The 18,958-nt window shown below is 72.0% G+C and carries 18 protein-coding genes; 3 read left to right on the top strand and 15 right to left on the bottom strand.

Annotated elements, in window-relative coordinates; translation table 11 throughout:
- The first annotated feature begins 8 nt into the window (after positions 1-8).
- Positions 9-401: an ester cyclase gene (locus VFZ92_RS14490; RefSeq protein WP_330876423.1), complete on the top strand. Its 393-nt coding sequence runs from the start codon at positions 9-11 to the stop codon at positions 399-401.
- 104 nt (positions 402-505) lie between these two features.
- Here VFZ92_RS14490 and VFZ92_RS14485 read toward each other — a convergent pair whose 3' ends face one another.
- The 3 genes from VFZ92_RS14485 to VFZ92_RS14475 all read right to left on the bottom strand — a co-directional run bounded on the left by VFZ92_RS14485 (position 506) and on the right by VFZ92_RS14475 (position 3,993).
- Positions 506-1,519, bottom strand: coding sequence for an SMP-30/gluconolactonase/LRE family protein (locus tag VFZ92_RS14485; protein ID WP_330876422.1), 1,014 nt, complete (start codon positions 1,517-1,519; stop codon positions 506-508).
- Between the two features lie 62 nt (positions 1,520-1,581).
- The gene (locus VFZ92_RS14480) at positions 1,582-3,321 is read right to left on the bottom strand and encodes a PQQ-dependent sugar dehydrogenase (protein WP_330876541.1); all 1,740 of its coding nucleotides are present in this window, start codon (positions 3,319-3,321) and stop codon (positions 1,582-1,584) included.
- Positions 3,322-3,429: 108 nt separating this feature from the next.
- Positions 3,430-3,993 (bottom strand): DJ-1/PfpI family protein, encoded by a 564-nt coding sequence (locus VFZ92_RS14475; protein ID WP_330876421.1) that lies wholly within the window; start codon positions 3,991-3,993, stop codon positions 3,430-3,432.
- A 246-nt stretch (positions 3,994-4,239) separates the two neighbouring features.
- Here VFZ92_RS14475 and VFZ92_RS14470 point away from each other — a divergent pair, with 246 nt between their 5' ends.
- Positions 4,240-5,334 (top strand): ricin-type beta-trefoil lectin domain protein, encoded by a 1,095-nt coding sequence (locus VFZ92_RS14470; RefSeq protein ID WP_330876420.1) that lies wholly within the window; start codon positions 4,240-4,242, stop codon positions 5,332-5,334.
- Positions 5,335-5,505: 171 nt separating this feature from the next.
- On the opposite strand, the gene VFZ92_RS14465 is transcribed toward VFZ92_RS14470, so the two are convergent.
- From VFZ92_RS14465 to VFZ92_RS14440, 6 genes are read right to left on the bottom strand one after another with little or no spacing between them, the layout of a single operon-like run.
- Positions 5,506-6,432 carry an MBL fold metallo-hydrolase gene (locus VFZ92_RS14465; RefSeq protein WP_330876419.1) on the bottom strand — a complete coding sequence of 309 codons (927 nt, stop codon included), beginning with the start codon at positions 6,430-6,432 and terminating at the stop codon, positions 5,506-5,508.
- Positions 6,433-6,459: 27 nt separating this feature from the next.
- A complete protein-coding gene (locus VFZ92_RS14460; protein WP_330876418.1) occupies positions 6,460-7,416 on the bottom strand; it encodes a fumarylacetoacetate hydrolase family protein in 957 nt (318 codons plus the stop codon).
- Entirely contained in the window at positions 7,416-8,363 is a 948-nt protein-coding gene (locus tag VFZ92_RS14455; RefSeq protein WP_330876417.1) for a VOC family protein, read from the bottom strand. The genes VFZ92_RS14460 and VFZ92_RS14455 overlap by 1 nt, the downstream gene beginning before the upstream one ends.
- Positions 8,360-9,391 (bottom strand): amidohydrolase family protein, encoded by a 1,032-nt coding sequence (locus tag VFZ92_RS14450; protein WP_330876416.1) that lies wholly within the window; start codon positions 9,389-9,391, stop codon positions 8,360-8,362. Before VFZ92_RS14450 ends, VFZ92_RS14455 begins: the two co-directional genes overlap by 4 nt.
- Entirely contained in the window at positions 9,388-10,515 is a 1,128-nt protein-coding gene (locus VFZ92_RS14445; protein ID WP_330876415.1) for an FAD-dependent monooxygenase, read from the bottom strand. The genes VFZ92_RS14450 and VFZ92_RS14445 overlap by 4 nt, the downstream gene beginning before the upstream one ends.
- A complete protein-coding gene (locus tag VFZ92_RS14440) occupies positions 10,512-11,492 on the bottom strand; it encodes a fumarylacetoacetate hydrolase family protein (protein ID WP_330876414.1) in 981 nt (326 codons plus the stop codon). Before VFZ92_RS14440 ends, VFZ92_RS14445 begins: the two co-directional genes overlap by 4 nt.
- Positions 11,493-11,591: 99 nt before the next feature.
- Between VFZ92_RS14440 and VFZ92_RS14435 the strand changes: the two genes are divergently transcribed.
- Positions 11,592-12,548 carry a LysR family transcriptional regulator gene (locus VFZ92_RS14435; RefSeq protein ID WP_330876413.1) on the top strand — a complete coding sequence of 319 codons (957 nt, stop codon included), beginning with the start codon at positions 11,592-11,594 and terminating at the stop codon, positions 12,546-12,548.
- Positions 12,549-12,679: 131 nt separating this feature from the next.
- Here the strand turns inward: VFZ92_RS14435 and VFZ92_RS14430 are convergent, their stop codons facing one another.
- The 6 genes from VFZ92_RS14430 to VFZ92_RS14405 all read right to left on the bottom strand — a co-directional run bounded on the left by VFZ92_RS14430 (position 12,680) and on the right by VFZ92_RS14405 (position 18,949).
- Complete coding sequence (locus VFZ92_RS14430) at positions 12,680-14,092, bottom strand: alpha/beta fold hydrolase (protein ID WP_330876412.1); 1,413 nt, start codon at positions 14,090-14,092, stop codon at positions 12,680-12,682.
- 146 nt (positions 14,093-14,238) lie between these two features.
- On the bottom strand, positions 14,239-14,868 hold the full coding sequence (locus tag VFZ92_RS14425) for a response regulator transcription factor (RefSeq protein WP_330876411.1): 630 nt from the start codon (positions 14,866-14,868) through the stop codon (positions 14,239-14,241).
- Positions 14,865-16,211, bottom strand: a complete 1,347-nt coding sequence (locus VFZ92_RS14420) for a sensor histidine kinase (protein WP_330876410.1) — start codon at positions 16,209-16,211, stop codon at positions 14,865-14,867. The genes VFZ92_RS14425 and VFZ92_RS14420 overlap by 4 nt, the downstream gene beginning before the upstream one ends.
- A 53-nt stretch (positions 16,212-16,264) precedes the next feature.
- Complete coding sequence (locus tag VFZ92_RS14415) at positions 16,265-17,398, bottom strand: acyltransferase family protein (RefSeq protein WP_330876409.1); 1,134 nt, start codon at positions 17,396-17,398, stop codon at positions 16,265-16,267.
- Positions 17,395-17,565: a hypothetical protein gene (locus VFZ92_RS14410; protein WP_330876408.1), complete on the bottom strand. Its 171-nt coding sequence runs from the start codon at positions 17,563-17,565 to the stop codon at positions 17,395-17,397. Before VFZ92_RS14410 ends, VFZ92_RS14415 begins: the two co-directional genes overlap by 4 nt.
- A 298-nt stretch (positions 17,566-17,863) precedes the next feature.
- Positions 17,864-18,949, bottom strand: coding sequence for an alkene reductase (locus tag VFZ92_RS14405; RefSeq protein WP_330876407.1), 1,086 nt, complete (start codon positions 18,947-18,949; stop codon positions 17,864-17,866).
- Positions 18,950-18,958: the final 9 nt, after the last annotated feature.

Here is an 18,958-nt window from a genome sequence, read left to right as displayed (position 1 = left end):
CGATCGGCATGGGTGAGAACGCCGTCGAAGCGCGGTACCGGGGCTACCTCGACTGCCTGAACGAACGGCGGTTCGACGACCTCGGGCGGTTCGTGCACGATCCCGTCGTCCACAACGATCGGCGGCTGGGTCTGGCGGAGTTCCAGGACCTGCTGCGCCGCGACGCGGCCGAGATACCGGATCTGCGCTACGAGATCGGCCTCCTGGTGATCGCGGGCGACGAGGTGGCGTGCCGGATCGACTTCGAGTGCACTCCGAAGTCCTTTCGGGGAATGCCGCGGGCGGAGGGGAGGATCTCGTTCGCCGAGCACGTCTTCTACCGCTTTCGGGAGGGCAGGATCGCTCGCGTCCGGTCCCTGGTCGACCTGGACGCGATCCGCGCCCAGCTGGGCGTGAGCTGATGAGCCGTCGTGCCCTACCGGCATCACCGCGGCCGCCACGTGGTCCAGGGGGACAGGGCCCGTCCCGAAGGCACCGCCCGCCGTCCGCACACCGGTCGAGGCCCTCAGTAGGGGTTGCCGGGCACGTCGAGGCGAACCTGGTAGAGGCCGAACCCGCCCCCGGCAACGCCTGAGGTGAGGTACAGGGTTCGTCCGTCCGGTCCGCCGAACGCCGCGTTGGTGGTGTTGCGGCCTGCGGAGACGGTGCCGAGCCGCGTGCCGGACGGGGAGAAGACGTGGACGAGGCCGTCGTCGTACGACGCCCAGTACAGGTTGCCCGCGCAGTCGACGGTCGCGCCGTCGGGCGTGCGGATGCCGGCGAACGTCGTGCGGTCACCGGTGGTGCCGTCCGGGAAGACGGTGTACCTCATGATCGCGTTGGCGTTGGTGGCCCCCACGTAGAGCGTCGTGCCGTCGGGGGACAGGACGACGCCGTTGGGCTGCGGCAGCGTGTTGTCGACGAGGCTGACCACGCCGTCGCGCACGCGGAAGACCCCGGTTCGGCCGCCTTGCTCGTCGGCGCGGTTGCCGCGCTGGTAGTCGGGATCGGTGAAGTAGGTGGTGCCGTCGCGGCCGGTGGTCAGGTCGTTCGGTGAGTTGAAGGCCCGACCGAGGTGGTTGGCCGCGACGGTCGTTCGGGTGAGGTCGGGCAGGCTGTAGGAGGACAGGGATCGGTTGTCGTGGGTGGCGGCGAGCAGCCGCGAGCCGTCGGGGGTGATCGCCAGGCCGTTGCTGCCCGAGTCGGCGATGAACGTCTCGAAGGTGGCCGGTGGCGTGTACCGGAGCACCGCCGAGGGCTGCACGCCCTGCGGGCCCGTGGGGTTCCGCATGTGGGACAACAGCAGGGTGCCCGTTCGCCGGTCCCAGGTGGGGCCTTCGAGGAAGTTGAACCCTCCCCGGACCAGTTGTGACGCCACCGCCGGCGTCGGCAGCGGAGGACCGTAGGTCGCACCGGGGACGCACGGCGAGGCCGGTGCGGCAGCGGCGAACGTGCTGGGCGACACGGCTCCCGCGACGGCGATCGTCACCGCCGCCAGCGTCCGGGCGCGGTGGTGACGCGGTGTCCCGCGGTGGGTCATGGCGACTCCTGTTCGCGATCGGTGCACCGTGCTGCGGGAGGTGGTCGCCCCCGGAGCACGGGTCACCGTCCGAGTTCGACCTCGAGGATGCTCTCGTTGCTGTTGTTGGCGATGCTGTCCTTGTCACCCCTGGTGCTGGTGGTCAGCCACAGGCCTCCGTCGGTGGACGGTTCCACGGTGCGCAGCCGCCCGTAGGTGCCGTTGAGGTACTGCTGGACGTCGGTCAGGGTGTCACCGGAGATCTCGGCCCGGTACAGCCGTTCTCCGCGCAGGCAGGCGAGGTAGAGGGCGTCGCGGACGATGGCGATGCCGCTGCACGACCCGTCGGCGACGGGGTAGGTGTGCTTGGGCGCGACGAAGTCGGGGTCACCGCAACTGCCGGTGGTGCCCTCGCAGGTGGGCCAGCCGTAGTTGCCGCCGCGGACGATCAGGTTCGTCTCGTCCATGACGGAGTTGCCGAACTCCTGCTCCCACAACCGGCCTCGGGAGTCGAAGGCCAATCCCTGCGGGTTGCGGTGGCCGTAGCTCCACACCGGTGTGCCGAAGGGGTTGTCCGGGGGGATGGTGCCGTCGCGGTTGATGCGCAGGACCTTGCCCGCGAGGTTGTCGAGCTCCTGGGCCCAGGCGCCGTTCTGGCCGTCGCCGGTGGCGATGTAGAGCGTGCCGTCCGGTCCGAACCGCAGACGGCCGCCGTTGTGGTACTTGTTGCGCGGGATGCCGGTGAGCAGCACCTGCGGGGTGCCCGTGATCGCGCCGTCGGTGTAGCGGATCCGCACGACCCGGTTGTCGGTCGAGGTGGTGTGCATGACGTACACCCACGGGTCGGTGGTGAAGTCGGCCGCCAGGGCGATGCCCAGGACCCCGCCCTCACCATCGGTGCCCGTCGCACCGGGCACGCGCCCGAGGACGGTCTTCGTGCCGGTGGCGGGATCGAGGCGGACGAGTTCGAAGGTGTCGCGGCGGCCGTAGAGCACCTGCCCGTCGGGGAAGGTGGTCAGACCCCAGGGCAGATCGGTCTCGGTGGTGACCCTGGTGACCGAGCACAGCGCGGTGGAGCAGGAACTCCCCGTGGTGACCGTGACCGCCGTGCTGGAGGCGGATCGGTTGGCCTGCGCGTCGCGCGCCCGCACCTGGTAGCGGTAGCTGGTGTCGGCGGTCAGGCCGCTGTCGGTGAACGAGGTCGCGGTGGTCGACCCGACCTGGGTGCCGTCGCGCAGGACCTCGTAGCCCGTGACGCCGATGTTGTCGGTGGACGCCGTCCAGCGCACGGTGACCGCGGTGCCCGACGCGGTCGCCGTCACGCCCGTGGGCGTGGTGGGCGGTTCGGTGTCGGACTGGCACCGCGGCACGGTGATGGTGACCGTGGAGCTGGCCTGGGAGACGTTGCCCGCGGCGTCGCGGGCGTTGACGTACAGGCCCCAGGTGGCACCCGGCACGACGGCCAGGTAGGCCGACAGGTTGGTGCCGGGTACCGAGGTCATGAGCTGTCCGTCGTGGTAGACGTCGTAGAAGGCGACGGCGACGTCGTCGGTCGACGCGGACCACGAGAACCTGACGCCCCTGCACGTCAGGTTCGAGGCGCGGGGGTTGCCCGGTGCGGTCGGCGGTGTGGTGTCGGCACCGGGGCCGACCGACCGCCACGGCTGCCGGGCGCCGTCGGTCGTGGCGCGCCCGCGCAGGTCGGGGATCTCGCCGCCGTTGCGGTCGACGAGCACGTAGGACGCGCTGGTGCCCACCGCGGCCGCGGACGCGGTGGACGGCGGGAGGACGACGCCGAGACCCGACAGCACCACGGCGCACAAGGCCGTGAGCGGCGGGCGGGAAGCGGTGGTCCTCCAGGTGGCACGCCGTTGCCGCATGGTGTTCCTCTCACCCGGTTCCAGGGGCGGACCGGCTCGTCGTGGGGACAGTCAGGCGTGAACGCGCGATTTCTCCAGCACGGACGTGAACGCACGTGACCACAGGGGGAGGTCGGGCCAGCCCCGGCAGGACACCATCGCGCCGTCGACGACGTCGGGCCCGTCCACGAACCTCGCTCCGGCCTGCTCCACGTCCGCTCGCAGCGGTGGGAAGGCCGCGGTGGCGCGGCCCCGCAGGAGACCGAGGGCGGCGGGCACCTGGGGGCCGTGGCAGATCGTGCCGACGGGAAGCCCGCGGTCGAAGAGGTGGCGGACGACGCGGGCCACGTCGGGGTCCGTCCGGATGTACTCCGGTGCCCGTCCGCCGGGGATCACCAGCCCGTCGTACTCCTCGGGGTCGACGTCGCCGAACGCCAGGTCCACGGGCAGCAGGTGGCCGGGCTTCTCGGTGTAGGCGTCCCAACCGGGCTCGAAGTCGTGGACCACGAGCTTGACCGCGCGTGTGGTGGGAGCGGCCACGATCGCCTCGTGGCCGCCTTCGCGCAGCCGGAACACCGGGTACATCGAGTCGAGTTCCTCGGCGGCGTCCGCCACCAGGACCAGCACACGAGCCATGCCCGCTCCTTTCGGCTCCACGTCCGCCACCTCGTCGAGGTGCGTGACCGACGTCGGGTCCCTCGACCGCCCGGACACCGCCTGCACAGCGCCGGGTGCCTGTGGCAGCGCTGAAGCGAACGTTAACAACTCTCGACTAGCTAAAACGAGAGGCAGTTGATTTAGCTCCTGCGCCTGCGGCACTGTGCCTGAGCAGGCCTCGTAGTTAGCGTTAACACGACGGCCGTCGAACGCGGAGGAGAAACGATGCGGACGCTCGTCAGGTCGATGATCGCTGTCGCCGCCCTGGTCGCCGGGGTGGTGTCGGGGACCGGATCCGCGGTCGCCGAGTCGAACGGCGGCGTGCGCGTGATGCCGTTGGGCGACTCGATCACCGAGGGGACCCAGGTCCCCGGCGGCTACCGGATCGGGCTGTGGCAGCGGACCGCGAGCGCCGGTTACCGCGTCGACTTCGTGGGGTCGCAGTTCAACGGCCCGGCGTCGCTGGGCGACCACGACCACGAGGGGCACCCCGGTTGGCGCATCGACCAGGTCAACGCCAACGTCGCGGGCTGGCTGCGCAACACCGACCCGCGCACCGTGCTGCTGCACATCGGCACCAACGACGTGCTCCAGAACTCGAACCTCGGCGGCGCTCCGGGCAGGCTGTCCGCCCTGGTCGACACCATCACCGCGACCGCCCCGAACGCGGACGTGTTCGTCGCGACGATCACTCCGCTCGCCAACTCCGGGCAGGAGTCCGCCGTCCGGACGTTCAACGCCGCGATCCCCGGCATCGTGCAGGGCAAGGTGAACGCGGGCAAGCGGGTCCACCTGGTCGACATGCACTCCGCGCTCACCACCGCCGACCTCATCGACGGCATCCACCCCACGGCCACCGGCTACGACAAGATGGCCGCCACGTGGTACTCGGCGCTGCGGTCCGTCGCGGGATCGATCGGCGACCCCACCGCTCCGTCCGGCAGGCAGATCGTCGGCGTCGAGTCGGGCCGCTGCGCGGACGTGCCCAACGGGAGCACCACGAACGGCACGCAGGTCCAGCTGTGGGACTGCGGTAGCCAGTCGAACCAGTCGTGGACCTACACCTCCGGCAAGCGGTTGACGTCCGGCGGCAAGTGCCTCCACGCCTCCGGGAACGGCACGGCCGACGGCACGCGGGTGGTCGTCTGGGACTGCGACGGCCAGGCGGGCCAGCAGTGGAACGTGAACCCGGACGGTTCGATCACCGGCGTCGCGTCGAACCTGTGCGTGGACGCCTCCGGCCACGGGACGGCCAACGGCACCAAGCTGATCCTCTGGTCGTGCAGCGGCCAGTCGAACCAGAGGTGGACCTTGCGCTGACCCCCCGTGGTGGATGACCCTCGGCACCGGCTCGACGTCCGTGGTCCGCGGGACGCCGGCGTCTGGCCGCCCGCCGGTTCGCCCGTCACGAGGAGGGCGGCGCCGTCGACGACACCGAGGCGCCCGCCGAGAACGCCGCCCGTCGCCGTGCTCGCGGTGCGCAAGACCTCGTCAGGCTCGACACGTGAGCGGGCGCCCTCCGTTGTAGGCGACCATCTCCCGGAACGCGGCGGGGATGTCGATCGGGGCTCCGGGTTCGGCCCCGCGGACCTCGGCGTAGGCCCGGTGGAGGTTGCCGACGATCCTCTCGGGTTCGCTCCACCCGGCGTGGTCGCCCAGGTCGGTTTCGCGGGCCGCGTCGAGCGGGGACAGGCCGGCCTCGACACCGCGTCGGGCCACGTCCTGCACGAACCGCAGGTAGTCCAGGGTCGCGTCGATCGTCTCCGCCCCGCACACGGGTCCGTGCCCCGGCACGATCGTCTTCGCGCCCAGCGGCGCGATGACGTCGGTGAGCGCGGCGATCGCGCCGGAGATCGAGCCGGACAGCAGGAACGGGGTGCCGCCCGAGAAGAGCAGGTCGCCCGCGTAGAGCACGGACCGCTCGGGCACCCAGAGGACGGAGTCGTTGGTGGTGTGGGCGGGTGTTCCCACGTGGCGGACTTCGCACCGGAGGTCGTCCACCCACAGCGTGACGCCACGGGTGTAGGTCAGGAACGGCGGTGCGGGCGGTACGTCGCCCTGGTCGAGGGGTTCGAAGACGCCGTCCAGCGACGGCAGGTCCTCCGCCGCGATCAACTCGGCCCTGGTGCGCTCGTGGGCGACGATCGTGGCGCCGGGGAACCAGCCGTTGCCCGCGGTGTGGTCGGGGTGGCTGTGGGTGTTGAGCAGCGTGCGGACCGGCGCGCGGGTGAGGTTCGCGACGGTGTCGGCGAAGGCGCGGGTGCGGCGTTCGGTGGAACAGGTGTCGATCGCGACCACGCCGTTCGACCCGACCAGGAAACCGGTGTTGTTGATCATCCAGCTCCCGTCGGGCTGGATGTAGGCGTAGAGCCCGCCGCCGAGGTCCTCGACCCGCGGCGCTCCGATCACGGTGGTCATCGTGGTACCTCCTCGGTGGTGCGGCGGTCAGGGCCGGTTTCGCGGGCGTCGCCGCGCCGGTGTGACCGGTGGGGAGTCCGGGCTGGCCACGACGGTGTTCGTGATGCCCCCGATGCCCTCCACCGTCATGGTCACGACGTCCCCCGGCTTGAGCGGTGGTGGGTCCTGGACCCCGCGCCGGCCCCACAGCTCGGCGAGGCAGCCTCCGTTGCCGCACGTCCCGGAGCCGAGGACGTCCCCCGGACGGATCTCCGCGCTCCGGGACGCGTAGGCGACCAGTTCCTCGAACGGCCACCCCATGTTGGACAGCAGGTCCCGGCCGACCTCTCGTCCGTTGACCTCCACCGTCATCGCCAGCCGCAGGAAGCCCTCGGCGTCGCGGTAGGGCTCCAGTTCGTCCGCCGTCACGAGGACCGGGCCCAGCGTCGAGGCGAAGTCCTTTCCCTTGCAGGGGCCCAGGTTGACCTTCATCTCGCGGAACTGGAGATCCCTGGCCGACCAGTCGTTGAAGATCGTGTAGCCCACGATGTGGTCGCGGGCCCGCTCCGGGCGGAGGTCGCGTCCGCCGGACCCGATCACGGCGGCGACCTCCAGTTCGAAGTCGAGCAGGTCGCAGCCCGCCGGGACGGGGACGTCCTCGCCCGATCCGATCAGGGCGTAGGGGTTGGTGAAGTAGAACGTCGGGGCCTCGTACCACTCCGGTGCCACGCCGGGGTTTCCCGGCACCGCGGCCACCATGCCCTCGACGTGCTCCTCGAACGCGACGAAGTCGCGCACCGTCGGGGCGTCGAGCGGAGGCAGCAGCCGCAGCCCGGCCAGCGGCACGGCGTCGCCCGCCGACACCGCCGCCGCTCCGGCTCCGCGCAGGCTCCCGGACCGGATCAGGTCGAGGACGGTGGTCCCGTCGGGGAACCGGAGCAGGTGGTCGTCGACGACGACACCGCAGCGGACGCCGGTGGCGTCCTCGACGGTCGCGACGCGCATCAGACCGGCGGGGCCACGAACAGGCCCCTGTCCGGGTCGTTGAACGACTTCCTGGCGACGAACTCGTCCATCCTGTTCGCGGTGCCCCACTGGTCGGAGACCTCGGGGTCGGAGAAGTCGTGCAGGCTGGGGTGCCAGGTGTCCTCGTCGAGGCGTTCGAGTTCCGTCGTGTACTCGACGGTGTTGCCCAGCGGGTCGAGGAAGTAGGTGAAGGTGTTGTCGCCCGCCTTGTGCCGCCCCGGCCCCCAGATCTTCTCGACGCCCGCGCGCAGCAGCCGTCCGGAACCGCGCATGTACTCGTCGATGCCGCGCATCTCGAAGCTCGCGTGGTGCAGCGACGGGTGCGGCCCGCGGGCCACGGCGAAGCTGTGGTGCCAGTCGTTGCAGCGCAGGAACCACATCATGTCGCCCATGCGCGGGTGGGTGAGCACGTCGGAGAGCGCGAACGCGAGGTGCCGCTCGTAGAAGGCGACGGTGCCCTCCGGGTCGGCGGAGTTGACGACGACGTGGGAGAGCCGGACCGGGATGGACTCCCGCTCCTCGATCCTGCGGTGCGCGCGGGGCGCGACGTCGGCCGAGACCTCCACCGTGCGGCCCTCGTTGTCGAAGAACCGGAATCCGTACCCGCCACCGGGGGTCGTCACCGCGCCGGGTTCGGTCACCAGCCGCACGCCGTCACGGCCCAGGCGCAGCGCGAGGGTGTCGACGTCGGCGGGGGTGGCCGCGCCGAAGGCGATCAGGTCGATCCGCTTGTCGGTCGCCTGCCGGAGTCGCACGACGTACTGCTCGGGTGATCCCTCGGCGGCGAGGAACGAGATCCCGGAGTCGTGTTCCACCTCGGTCAAGCCCCACAGGCCGGTGTAGAACCCGCGTTGGACGGCGAGGTCCTCGACGCCGAGGTCGACGTGCCGAAGGTGGGTGATGAGGCGGCGGGGCGGCGCGGTCATGCGACCTCCTCGGTGAGGACCGGGAGCAGGCCGAGCAGGTCGGCGTTCCCGGAGCGGATGGCGTGCTGGTCGGCGTCGCCGAGACCGGTGGCGGCGAGCCGCGCGACGGGATCCGCGACGCCCATGTCGAAGGGGTGGTCGGAGCCCAGCAGCACCCGGTCGGCCCCGACCGCGGCCACGAGGGCGCGCAGCGCGTCGGGCGTGTGGACGAGCGAGTCGAACCACAGCCGCCGCAGGTAGCCGCTCGGCGGTTCGGCGCAGCCGCGGGCTTCGGGCCGCACCTGCCAGGCGTGGTCCGAGCGCCCGAGGAACGTGGGCAGGTAACCGCCGCCGTGCGCGGCGAGCAGCCGCAGCCGCGGGTGCCGGTCGAGCACCCCGGAGAAGATCAGGTGCGACAGGGCCACGGCGTTCTCGACGGGTTGCCCGACGGTGTTGGACAGGTAGAACCGGTCGAGCCGCTCGTCGAGGGAGCAGCCGAAGGGGTGCAGGAACACGACGGCGCCGGTGGCGGCGGCGTGCGTCCAGAACGGTTCCAGTGCCGCGTCGGAGAGTTCGACGCCGGGGGCGAAGGAGGAGATCTCCACCCCGCGCAGGCCGAGTTCGAGGGCGTCGTCCAGGGCCGCGACGCACAGGTCCGGGTGGTGCAGCGGCACCAGCCCCAGGCCGGTGAACCGGGACGGCTCCTCCGCGACGACGGCGGCGACACCGCGGTTGGCCGACCGGGCGACCGTCATCGCGAGGTCCCGGTCGGTCCAGTAGTGGTAGTGCGACGGCGACGGCGAGAGCACCTGGACGTCGACTCCCGCGGCGTCCATGTCGGCCAGGCGCGGCTCGACCGCGGTGAGCCGCGCGATCCGGTCACCGACCATGCGGCCGGAGATCGCGGTCGACTCCGGGCCGTTGCGGCGCAGGTCCAGCGCGCGGTGCTCGTCGAGGCCCGGCTGTCCGGCGACGACCGCCTCCACCTCGGGGACGATCACGTGGGCGTGCACGTCGACCACCGGGGCCCGACCGGCGGCGGCGCTCACGCCGGCCTGCCCACGGTCTCGGCGACGGTGCGCATGAGCCCCGGCACGTCGCCCCGCTCGCCGTCCAGCAGCCACTGCCCGAGCCGCACCGACGCGTCCACGACCGTGCGGACCCGTTCCAGGCGGCGTTCGGTGAACGCGGCCCACAGGTCGCCGTCGACGGTGTCGGCGGCGAGGAGGAGTTCGACGAGCACCGCCGCGTCCTCCAGCGCGAGCGCCGCACCCTGGGCGACGGTCGGGGGACAGGTGTGCACGGCGTCGCCGATGAGCACCACCCTGCCGCGGTTCCACGGTCCGTCGAGCAGGTGGGTCTCGAACCAGGTGTAGTTGATCCGGGCCGGGTCGACGAGCAGGGCGCGGATGTCGTCCCACGGCCCGTGGTAGTGCTCGGCGAGCGCGCGCACCACGGCCAGCCGGTCGTCCGGGGAGAGAGCGCCGCGGTCCTGCGCGTCCTCGACGAGGTAGGCGTAGAGCGAGTCGTCACCGGTGGGGCAGTAACCCGCGATGTAGGCGCGCCCCCCGTAGTAGAGGTCGGTGCGGGTCACCGACTCCGGGCGCGAGGTGAACGCGCGCCAGATGCCCATGCCCGTCGCGCGGGTCCGGAGTTCGATCCCGAGCAGGCCGCGCACCGCGGAGCGCACCCCGTCGGCGCCGACGACGAGGTCGTACCGGCGTCGGGAGGAGTCGGAGAAGGTGGCGTCGACGCCCTCGTCGTCCTGCTCCAGTCCGACGACCGTGGTGCCGAAGCGGATCTTCGCTCCGAGCGAGGCCGCCCGGTCGACGAGGATGCGGGCGAGGTCCGGTCGGTACATGCCGACGGTGGCGGGCAGCCCCGAGGCGCTGGGGATCTCCCGCGCCTCGAACAGGAGCGTGCCGTGCGCGTCGGGGGCGCGCATCCCGATGTCGTTGAACGCGTACCCGGCTCGCTCGACCAGTGGCCACACGCCGAGGTCGCGCAGCACGCGCAGGGCGTTCTCCTGGACGGTGATGCCCGAGCCGGTGGCCGTGACGTCGGGGCTGATCTCCACGAGGTCGACGGCGATCCCGGCGTCGGCGAGCAGGATCGCGGCGGCGGTCCCGGCCGGCCCGCCACCGACCACGAGCACGGAGCCGACGGCGGTCACGGGGCCACCGCCCTGACCCGCTGGGTGCCCAGCGACAGCGATTCGCCGCCGGTGATCGTGCCCTCCACGACGTCGCCGTCGCGCAGCAGCCGTCCGTGGTGGATCCCGTTGCCCGCCGGGCTCCCGGTCAGGACGAGGTCGCCGGGCAGCAGCGGAACCGTGTGCGACGCCGCGGCCACCAGGGCGGCGACGTCGAAAATCATGTCCTTCGTGGACTCATCTTGCATGGTGTCCCCGTTGAGCGTCAGGGTCACCCGCAGGTCCGCCGGATCGCCGACGAACCGGCTCGGCACGAGGAACGGTCCGGTGGGCAGGAAACCCGGTGCGTTCTTGGCCCGGAACCAGTCGGTGCCGATCTCCGGCATGTCCCTGCGGAACACCAGGTCGCGGGTCGTGAGGTCGTTGACGATGGTGTAGCCGGCGACGTGGTCCAGCGCCTCGTCGCGGTCGACCCGGAACGCGCGGCGTCCGATCACCGCGGCCAGTTCCAGTTCCCAGTCGTGCTCGTGCGAGTAGTCGGGCAGGACGACGTCGTCGTACGGGCCGCCGATCACGGTGGGGAGCCCGAGGAAGAGGTACGGGGTGCCCTCGGCAGCGCGGCGGTCCATCATCGCCGCGGTCTCCGCCCGGACCTGCTCGACGGTCCGCTCGGCGGTGATCTCGCTGTGCTGGACGGCCAGTTCGATCACGTGGGTGCGGTAGTTCGCCCCGGCCTGCACCACCTGGCGGGGGGCGACGGGGGCCCGCACGTCGAGGGGCGCGAGCGGCTGCCACGCGCCGGTGGCGTCCGCCAGTTCCGCCAGGACCGGGAGGACTGCGTCCCACTCGTCCAGCAGGTCCCTCACCGATGCGCCGGGGAAGCGGGCGGAGAGGTCGAGCACCCGCTCCTCGACGACGAGCCCGGCGAACTCCCGGCTGGTCGCGGTCGTGCGGAAGGTTCCGATGCCGAACCTGGTCGACGCTGCGGGATCGGGCACGTGAGCGGCCCCTTTCGTCGGAGATGCCGGTGCATACTCTTCTCCGACCTCGGTCATCCAGGAAGATGACTCCGCTGATGATCGGTATAAGCGACATCGATGAGAGGGGGAGCGGTGCAGTTGGCCAACCTCGACCTCAACCTGTTGGTGCCGCTGGACGCGCTGCTGCGGGAACGCAGCGTGACACGGGCCGCCGTGGCGCTCGGGTTGAGCCAACCCGCGCTCAGCGCCTCGCTGGCGCGGCTGCGCAGGCACTTCGGGGACGAGCTGCTGACCCGCGTCGGCAACACCTACGAGCTCACGCCGCTGGCCGTGGCCCTGCGCCGCAGGGTCGGCGTCGCGCTGAGCGGGGCCGAGCGGGTCTTCGCGAGCGAACCCGGCTTCGACCCGGCGACCTCGACGCGCGACTTCACGCTGCTCGGCTCGGACTACCCGATGGTGGTGCTCGGCTCCTCGGTCGCGCGGATCATGGGCGAACGCGCCCCCGGCGTCCGGCTGCGCTTCCAGCACCAGATGCCGTCGATCATCGAATCGGCGGGGGAGGCCCTGCGCGAGGTCGACGGGCTCGTGTTCCCGCACGGCTTCCTGTCCGACGTGCCGCACCTGGACCTGTACCGCGACACCTGGGTCTGCCTGGTGGCCACCGACAACCCGCACGTCGGGGACTCGCTCACCATGGACGACCTGGCCACGCTCCCGTGGGTGCTCACCTACAACTCCTCGACGGCGTTCACCCCCGCCGACCGCCAGTTGCAGATCCTCGGTGTGCAGCCGAAGGTCCAGGTCGTGGTCGAGAGCTTCGTCGCGCTGCCCTACTTCATCGCCGGAACGGACCGGATCGGTCTGGTGCAGGGCCACCTCGCCGGGCGGCTGACCCGCACCGGTGACGTTCGAGCCCTGCCCTGCCCGTACGACGTCGTCCCGCTGGTGGAGGCGTTGTGGTGGCACCCGATGCACGAACGCGATCCCGAGCACGTGTGGATGCGGTCGGTCATGGCCGAGGCAGGCGCCCGCGTGGGCGACGGCGGTGCGGCGACCCCGCCGGTCGGTCGGTAGCGCTCACCAGGTGCGGATCGAGCCGAGGGGGTGTGTCCGCCCGACCACACCCCCTCGCGAACGTCACCCGGTCGGGTCGACCAGCACGGAGGGCCCGCTCGTCCGGTCGGTGAGAGGACCGAGGACGGACCCTAGGCCGGAGGCACGGGCGCGCCGGGGCAGGAGTCGTTCGAGACCGCGCCGGTGTCGAAGAACTCCACGGCCTTGGCCGCGCACGGCAGGTCCAACAGCGAGCCGTGGACGTCGTCCTCGACGGTCAGCAGCGCGCCACCGATCCGCTGCCGCATCTCCCGCGCCCAGCCCACCGGGGTGACCTGCTCGTAGACGTGCCCGACGAGTTGCAGGGGGCTGCTACCGGCGGTGAGCCGCCACGGCTGGGCGGGGATCGGCCAGCCGACGCAGCGGACGGCCTCGGAGCCGTACTGCCCGGCGACGGGCAGTTCCCCGACCAACCGGAGCCGGACGTCCCACACCTGGTCGAAGTCGCGGGTGCTGACGGATTCGTTGCACATGACCGAGGTCTGCTGGAACGGGCTGAAGCCGGTCTGGTCGGCGTCCCAGCCGAACGCGCGCACCTCCCCGTCGGGCAGTGCCGCGGGCGTGGCCCGATCGCGGATCGCGGCGAGTTGCCGCGCCGTGGCCGCCCAGTAGCGCCGCGTCGAGGTGAGCAGGCCGTCGAACGCGTCGGGCCTGCTGGTCTGCCGCGCCCGCAGTTCGAGCAGGGCGCCGGTCACGGCGGCCTGGGTCGTCCCGAAGCGGTAGACGTCGTCGTTGCGGGCGATCCAGGCGGCGAACTCGGCGAAGGTGTTCTCCTGCGCGGTCAGCTGTGCGCGGTCCATCTCGACCATGTCCAGGTCGGGCGGCATCACCGAGTCGAGCAGCATCCTGTCGACGTGGGCGTCGAACAGGGTGCGGTAGTGCGCGCCGAGGACGGTGCCCCAGGAGATGCCGTAGTAGCCGATCTTGTCCTCGCCGAGGGCGATTCGGATGCGGTCCATGTCGCGAGCGATGTTCGCCGTGGTGAGGTTGCGGACGAACTCCGGGTCCTCCTCGACGCAGCGCCGGTGGTTGCGGCCGTCGCGTTCGGCCTCGAAGCGGGCCTTCTCCTTCTCCGGCAGGGAGGGATCCGGCTGGGTCCAGTCGTCCTCGCAGGCCACGGCCGCGCTGTAGCCGACGCCGCGGGGAGCGAACCCGATGAGGTCGTGGTGCACCCCGATCCCGGCCGCCTGCGACCGCAGGAGCTCCTTGGGCATCTCCATCCCGGAGCCGCCCGGCCCACCGGGGTTGAGCAGGACGACACCGACGCGGCTGCCGGAGGCCCTCACCCGGCTGATCGCGATGTCGACGGTGCGCCCTTCCGGTTTCGCGTAGTCGACGGGCACGGTCACCACCGCGCACTCGGAACGCTCGTCGGTGGTGGGCCAGCGGTTGGCGATGTCCTTGCAGGGCCGCCACTCCAGGCCTTCCGCGGCGGCGATCCCCGGCGCCAGGGGGATGAGCACCAGCCCGGCCAGGGCCGCGCAGAACAGGTCCTTGATCTTCATGGGAGGAACCCTGGCAGGGTGGGCGGCCCCGGCGACTCGGTCGATGGGCCGAGTCTTCCGACACTCGGCCGAGTCCCTCCGGCCTAGCGGCCGTGCAGGGGCGCCAGGTGGTGTCCCGGTGGGTCTCGTCGCCCGGTAGGCGCGTCTCAGTCCTGCGGTGTCAGGTAGCCGCAGGAGAACGCGGCGGCGACGGCGGCCGCTCGGTCGTTGACGCCCAGCTTCGCGTACACGTGCAGCAGGTGCGTCTTGACCGTCGTCTCGCTGATGAAGAGCCGCTTCGCCGCCTCGCGGTTCGTCGAGCCGCGGGAGATCAGCTCCAGCACCTCCAGCTCGCGCCGGGACAGCGGTGCCGGGGCTGGTCTGCGCACCTGTTCCACGAGCCGGGTCGCGACGGCGGGGGAGAGCACCGCCTGCCCGCGTGCCGCGGCCTCCACCGCGCGGACGAGTTCCGCCCTCGACGTCTCCTTCAGGAGGTAGCCGGTGGCGCCGGCTTCGATGGCGGACAGCACGTGGCTGTCCGTGTCGTACGTGGTGAGCACCAGCACCCGTGACGGCACCCCGCGCTTCGCCAACTCCCTGATGGCGGCGACGCCGTCGGTTCCGGGCATCCGCAGGTCCATGAGGATCACGTCGGGGCGCAGGCGCTCCCCGGCCGCGATCGCTTCCGCGCCGTCACCGGCTTCGCCGACCACCTCGAAGCGGGGATCGCCGCCGAACATGCCCCGCAGCCCGTCCCGCACCACCGGGTGGTCGTCGACGATCAGCAGTGAGATCAACCCACGCTCCCGACGGGGATCGCAGGCACCGTCACCGTGATCGCGGTGCCCCCGCCCGGCTCGGACTCGACGTCCAGCCGTCCCGCGAGCAGCCGCACCCGCTGCCGCATGCCCGCGAGCCCGAAGCCCCCGTCCGCGGAGCTGCCCGCGGGTGTGGTGCCGGGCAGGAAACCCACGCCGTCGTCCAGCACGTCGAGCGTCACCAGGTCCTCCATGTACGACAGGGTCAGGGAGACCCGACCGGCTCGTGCGTGCTTGGCGACGTTGGCGAGAGCCTCCTGCGCGGTCCGCAGCAGTGCCACCTCGACGTCGGTGTGCACCGGCCGGGCGTCGCCGGTCGTGGTCAGCACCGCCTCGACGCGGTTCACCTCCGACCAGCGCGCGGCCACGTCGCGGATCGCGTCCGGGAGGCGGGCCTCCGCCAGCGCGGACGGTCCCACCGCGTGCACCGTCCGACGGGCCTCGGTGAGGCTCTCGCGGGCCAGGTCCATCGCGTTCGTCACGTGCCTGCGCGACACCGCTGGTTCGGCCGACGCCTGCTCGGCGGCCTGGAGCTGGGTGAGGATGCCCGCCAGCCCCTGAGCGAGGGTGTCGTGGATCTCCCGTGCCATCCGCTGCCGCTCGTCGAGCACGCCCGCCTCGCGGGCCTGCGCGAGCAGTTGGACGTGCAGGCCCGCGTTCTCCGCCAGCGCGGCCTCGAGCTCGGTGTTGGCCTGGTGCAACTCGACCAGCGCCCGCTTCTGCCGGTGGTCGCGCCGGTCGGACATCACGTCGGCGTGGAAGGCCGCCGTGGCCAGCACCGTGGTGAGCGCGCTGACGGCGGGCCACTGCCACCACTCGTCGGCCGTGATGCTGGCGGCCCCGCCCACGTAGGAGATCGCCGAGACCGTGGACGTGACGGCCACGCCGACGTAGCGCCACCGGCCCTTCAGGTACTGGAAGGCGTGCACGTAGCCCATGAAGGCGAAGAAGCCGAACCAGGGCGTGAGCAGCACGAGGCAGGCGGTCACCGCCACGAGCCCCGTGTAGTACAGGCCCATCACCGGGCCGTTGCCGTGCGACTCCGGGTGGAGCGTGTGGAACCACAGCACCCACGCGGTGAGCAGGGTGGAGAGCCCGAGCACCGCCGGGAGGTGCACCGGCGCGTTCCAGAGCGGCTGGAGCAGGGACAGCACCAGGCTGACCGCCAGCAGCGCGTACGGGAGCACTCCCAGGACCGCGGTCCGCTTGTGCTCCCAGCGTTCGAACTCCCCGCGCAACTCGGCCTCGACGCCCACGACCCGCTCCCAGCGGAAGTACCGGGCGGCCGGACTCCCGGCCGCGATCGTCCACACCAGCACCACGTGCGCTGCCCCGCCATGATCGCACGTGGTGCCTGCCGCGACCCGGAGTCGCGCTACACCACCGCCCGCACGGCGCGCACGCGGCGCAGAGCGCCCGAGACCGCCCAGCTCGCGACCGAGGCGAGCACCAGGGTCAGCAGGAACTTCGGCACGGGCGCCGCGTCGAGCGGGTGCAGCACCGCCACGACTCCGACGATGACCGGCGCGTGCACGAGGTAGACGGCGAAGGCGTTGTCGGCGAGGTAGCGGCTGAACCGCGACGAACCGGCGGCGAAGCGCTCGAACACGCGGAGCAGAACCAGGATGACGCCGACCGCGAACAGCGACTCCCACAGCGCGAGAGCCAGGTGGACGGGGCTCCCACTGGTCAGGTCGTCGGAGTCCACGAGACCGCGGTAGCCGCCCAGCGCCATCGGCACGAACGACCCCGCCACGAGAAGTGCGCCGAACCGGCCCGTCCTTCGCGGGAGCGTCGTGAACCAGCTCCGGCGGTAGGCCGCGACGCCGGTGGCGAAGAGCAGCAGGTACTGGGGCAGGTAGGCGGGACTGGGCAGTCCGAGCACCGGTTCGTAGGTGCCGAGGGGGACGAGGATCCGCCACGCGTAGGTGGCCACGGCGAGGACGAGGGCGAGGGCGAGCACGTCCCGCCGCCGCAGCGGTCGTGACCGCGCGGGTTCCGCGGGCCCGCGCAGGTGCCGTGACAACGCGAACGCGAGGGAGAAGATCAGCAGCACCTCGAGGAACCAGGCGGGACCGATCTGCCAGGAGGTGACGTAGTAGACCGCGAAGGACGGCCGGGTCGCGGGCGGCTGGTCGAGGTAGATCGGCAGGGCGAAGAGCGGCCGCAGCAGCACGACGAACCCGAGGAAGGGGATCCCGAGCCGCTTGAGGCGCTCGACCGCGAACGTGCCCGGTCCCCTCCGGTCGGCCGCGCCGGGGACGAAGTACCCGGACAGCAAGAAGAAGAACCCCATGAAGAACGTCTGGTTGACCAGGAGCAGCAGGTCCAGCGGCAACGCCGCCGACGGCGAAGCAGGCTGCTGCCAGTTGGGCCAGAGCTGGAGATTGCCGTGCGCGGCGGCGGAGTGGTGCGCGACCACCAGGACGGTCAGGAAGACGCGGAGGTTGTCGATGTGGAGGATGCGCGTCGGACGCGAAGCGCGGACGACGTCGGGTCGTGGTGTCACAGGGCCGCACGTCCCGTCGGCTCGGCGTGGGCGGGCAGGAGCCTCGGGGTTGTGGGAGGGGCTTCCACGCCACACCCCGAGACCTGGCCCCGCTCGCCGGTGGGGCCAGGTCTCGGGGTGTGGTCGCCGCAGCGCTTGACGAGGCCGTCGACCTCGATGATCGTCATGTGCAGGAGCCTGCCGCCCGCGGGGGCGCGCCGGATCGACCACGCGGGCGCGGATGACCGCGAGCGCGGTGGACCCCGTCCATCCTCCGAACGGAGGATGGACGGGGTGGCAGGCGGTGAAGGTCCCCGTGGCGGTCGGAGGTGTCGTCCGCGCCGGGCGTGCGGGACATCGCGGTCAACGACGCGCGACGCGAGGTGCGCGCGGGGCCGTGCCACCCCTGGCGGACGCCGAGGCGTCCGGGACGTGCCAGGGCTCCGCGCGCCCGGCGTGTCGCGGGCGTCGTCGCCCACGCCCCGCTCAGCCCGCGGTGTGGGCGGGGTAGTCGGTGTAGCCCTCGGCGTGACCGCCGTAGTGGGTTTCCCGGTCGTCGTCGGCCAGCGGGTGGCCCTGCGCGAAGCGCTCGACCAGGTCGGGGTTGGCGATGAAGAGGGCGCCGAAGGAGACCGCGTCGACGGTGCCGCGGTCGAGGATCTCGTTGCCGAGGGCCTGGGTGAAGCCGAGGTTGGCGACGATGCCGCCCTGGTAGTGGGCGCGGTAGCGGGAGAAGAGGGCGATGCGCTCCTCGATGGTGCCGGGGGCGCCCACCAGGTGCAGGTAGGCCAGGTTGTCGTCGTTGAGCTTCTTGAGGAGCTGGTCGTAGTCGGCGAGCGTCTCCTCGTCCGCGGTGAACGCGGTTCCGCTGGTCCAGCCGGGCGACATCTTCACGCTGACGCGGTCGCTGCCCCACACGTCGCCGACGGCGTCGAGGACGTCGAGGAGGAACCGGGCCCGCTTCTCGCTGCTGCCCCCGTAGGCGTCGGTGCGGTGGTTGAGCCGGGGGTTGAGGAACTGCGGGATCAGGTGGGACACCTGGGCGTGGAGTTCCACGCCGTCGAAACCGGCGCGGCGGGCGTTCTCGGCCGCGTGGCGGTAGTCGGCGATGGTGGCGGCGATCTCGGCGGCGGTGTAGGCGCGCGGGGTGAGGGTGTCCTTCGGGCCGGAGGGGGTGAAGGACTTCTCGCCGGGGTTGACGGCCGAGGGGCCCGCGGGCAGGCGGCCACCGAGGTGGTCGGGGTGGGAGACCGCTCCGACGTGTCCGAGCTGGCAGACGATCCGCCCGCCCGCCTCGTGGACGGCGTCGGTGACCTTCGCCCAGCCCGCGGTCTGCGTGTCGGTGTAGATGCCGGGGACGTCGGCGAAGCCGATCGCGTCGGTGCTGACCCACGTTCCCTCGGTGACGATCAGCCCGGCGGTGGCGCGCTGCGCGTAGTAGGTCGCGTGCAGGTCGGTGGGCGCCAGTTCGGCGTTGTGGGCGCGGGCGCGGGTCATGGGGGCCATGACGACGCGGTTGGGGAGCTCCAGCGCGCCGAGGCGGACAGGCTGGAGCAGGGGCTGGGTGGTCATGGGTGATGT

Origin of the sequence: Umezawaea sp., from assembly GCF_036375055.1 — a bacterium.
In the GTDB taxonomy this organism is placed as follows: domain Bacteria; phylum Actinomycetota; class Actinomycetes; order Mycobacteriales; family Pseudonocardiaceae; genus Umezawaea.
Note: the sequence above shows the minus strand (reverse complement) of the source record. Positions and strands in the feature narration are given on the sequence as shown.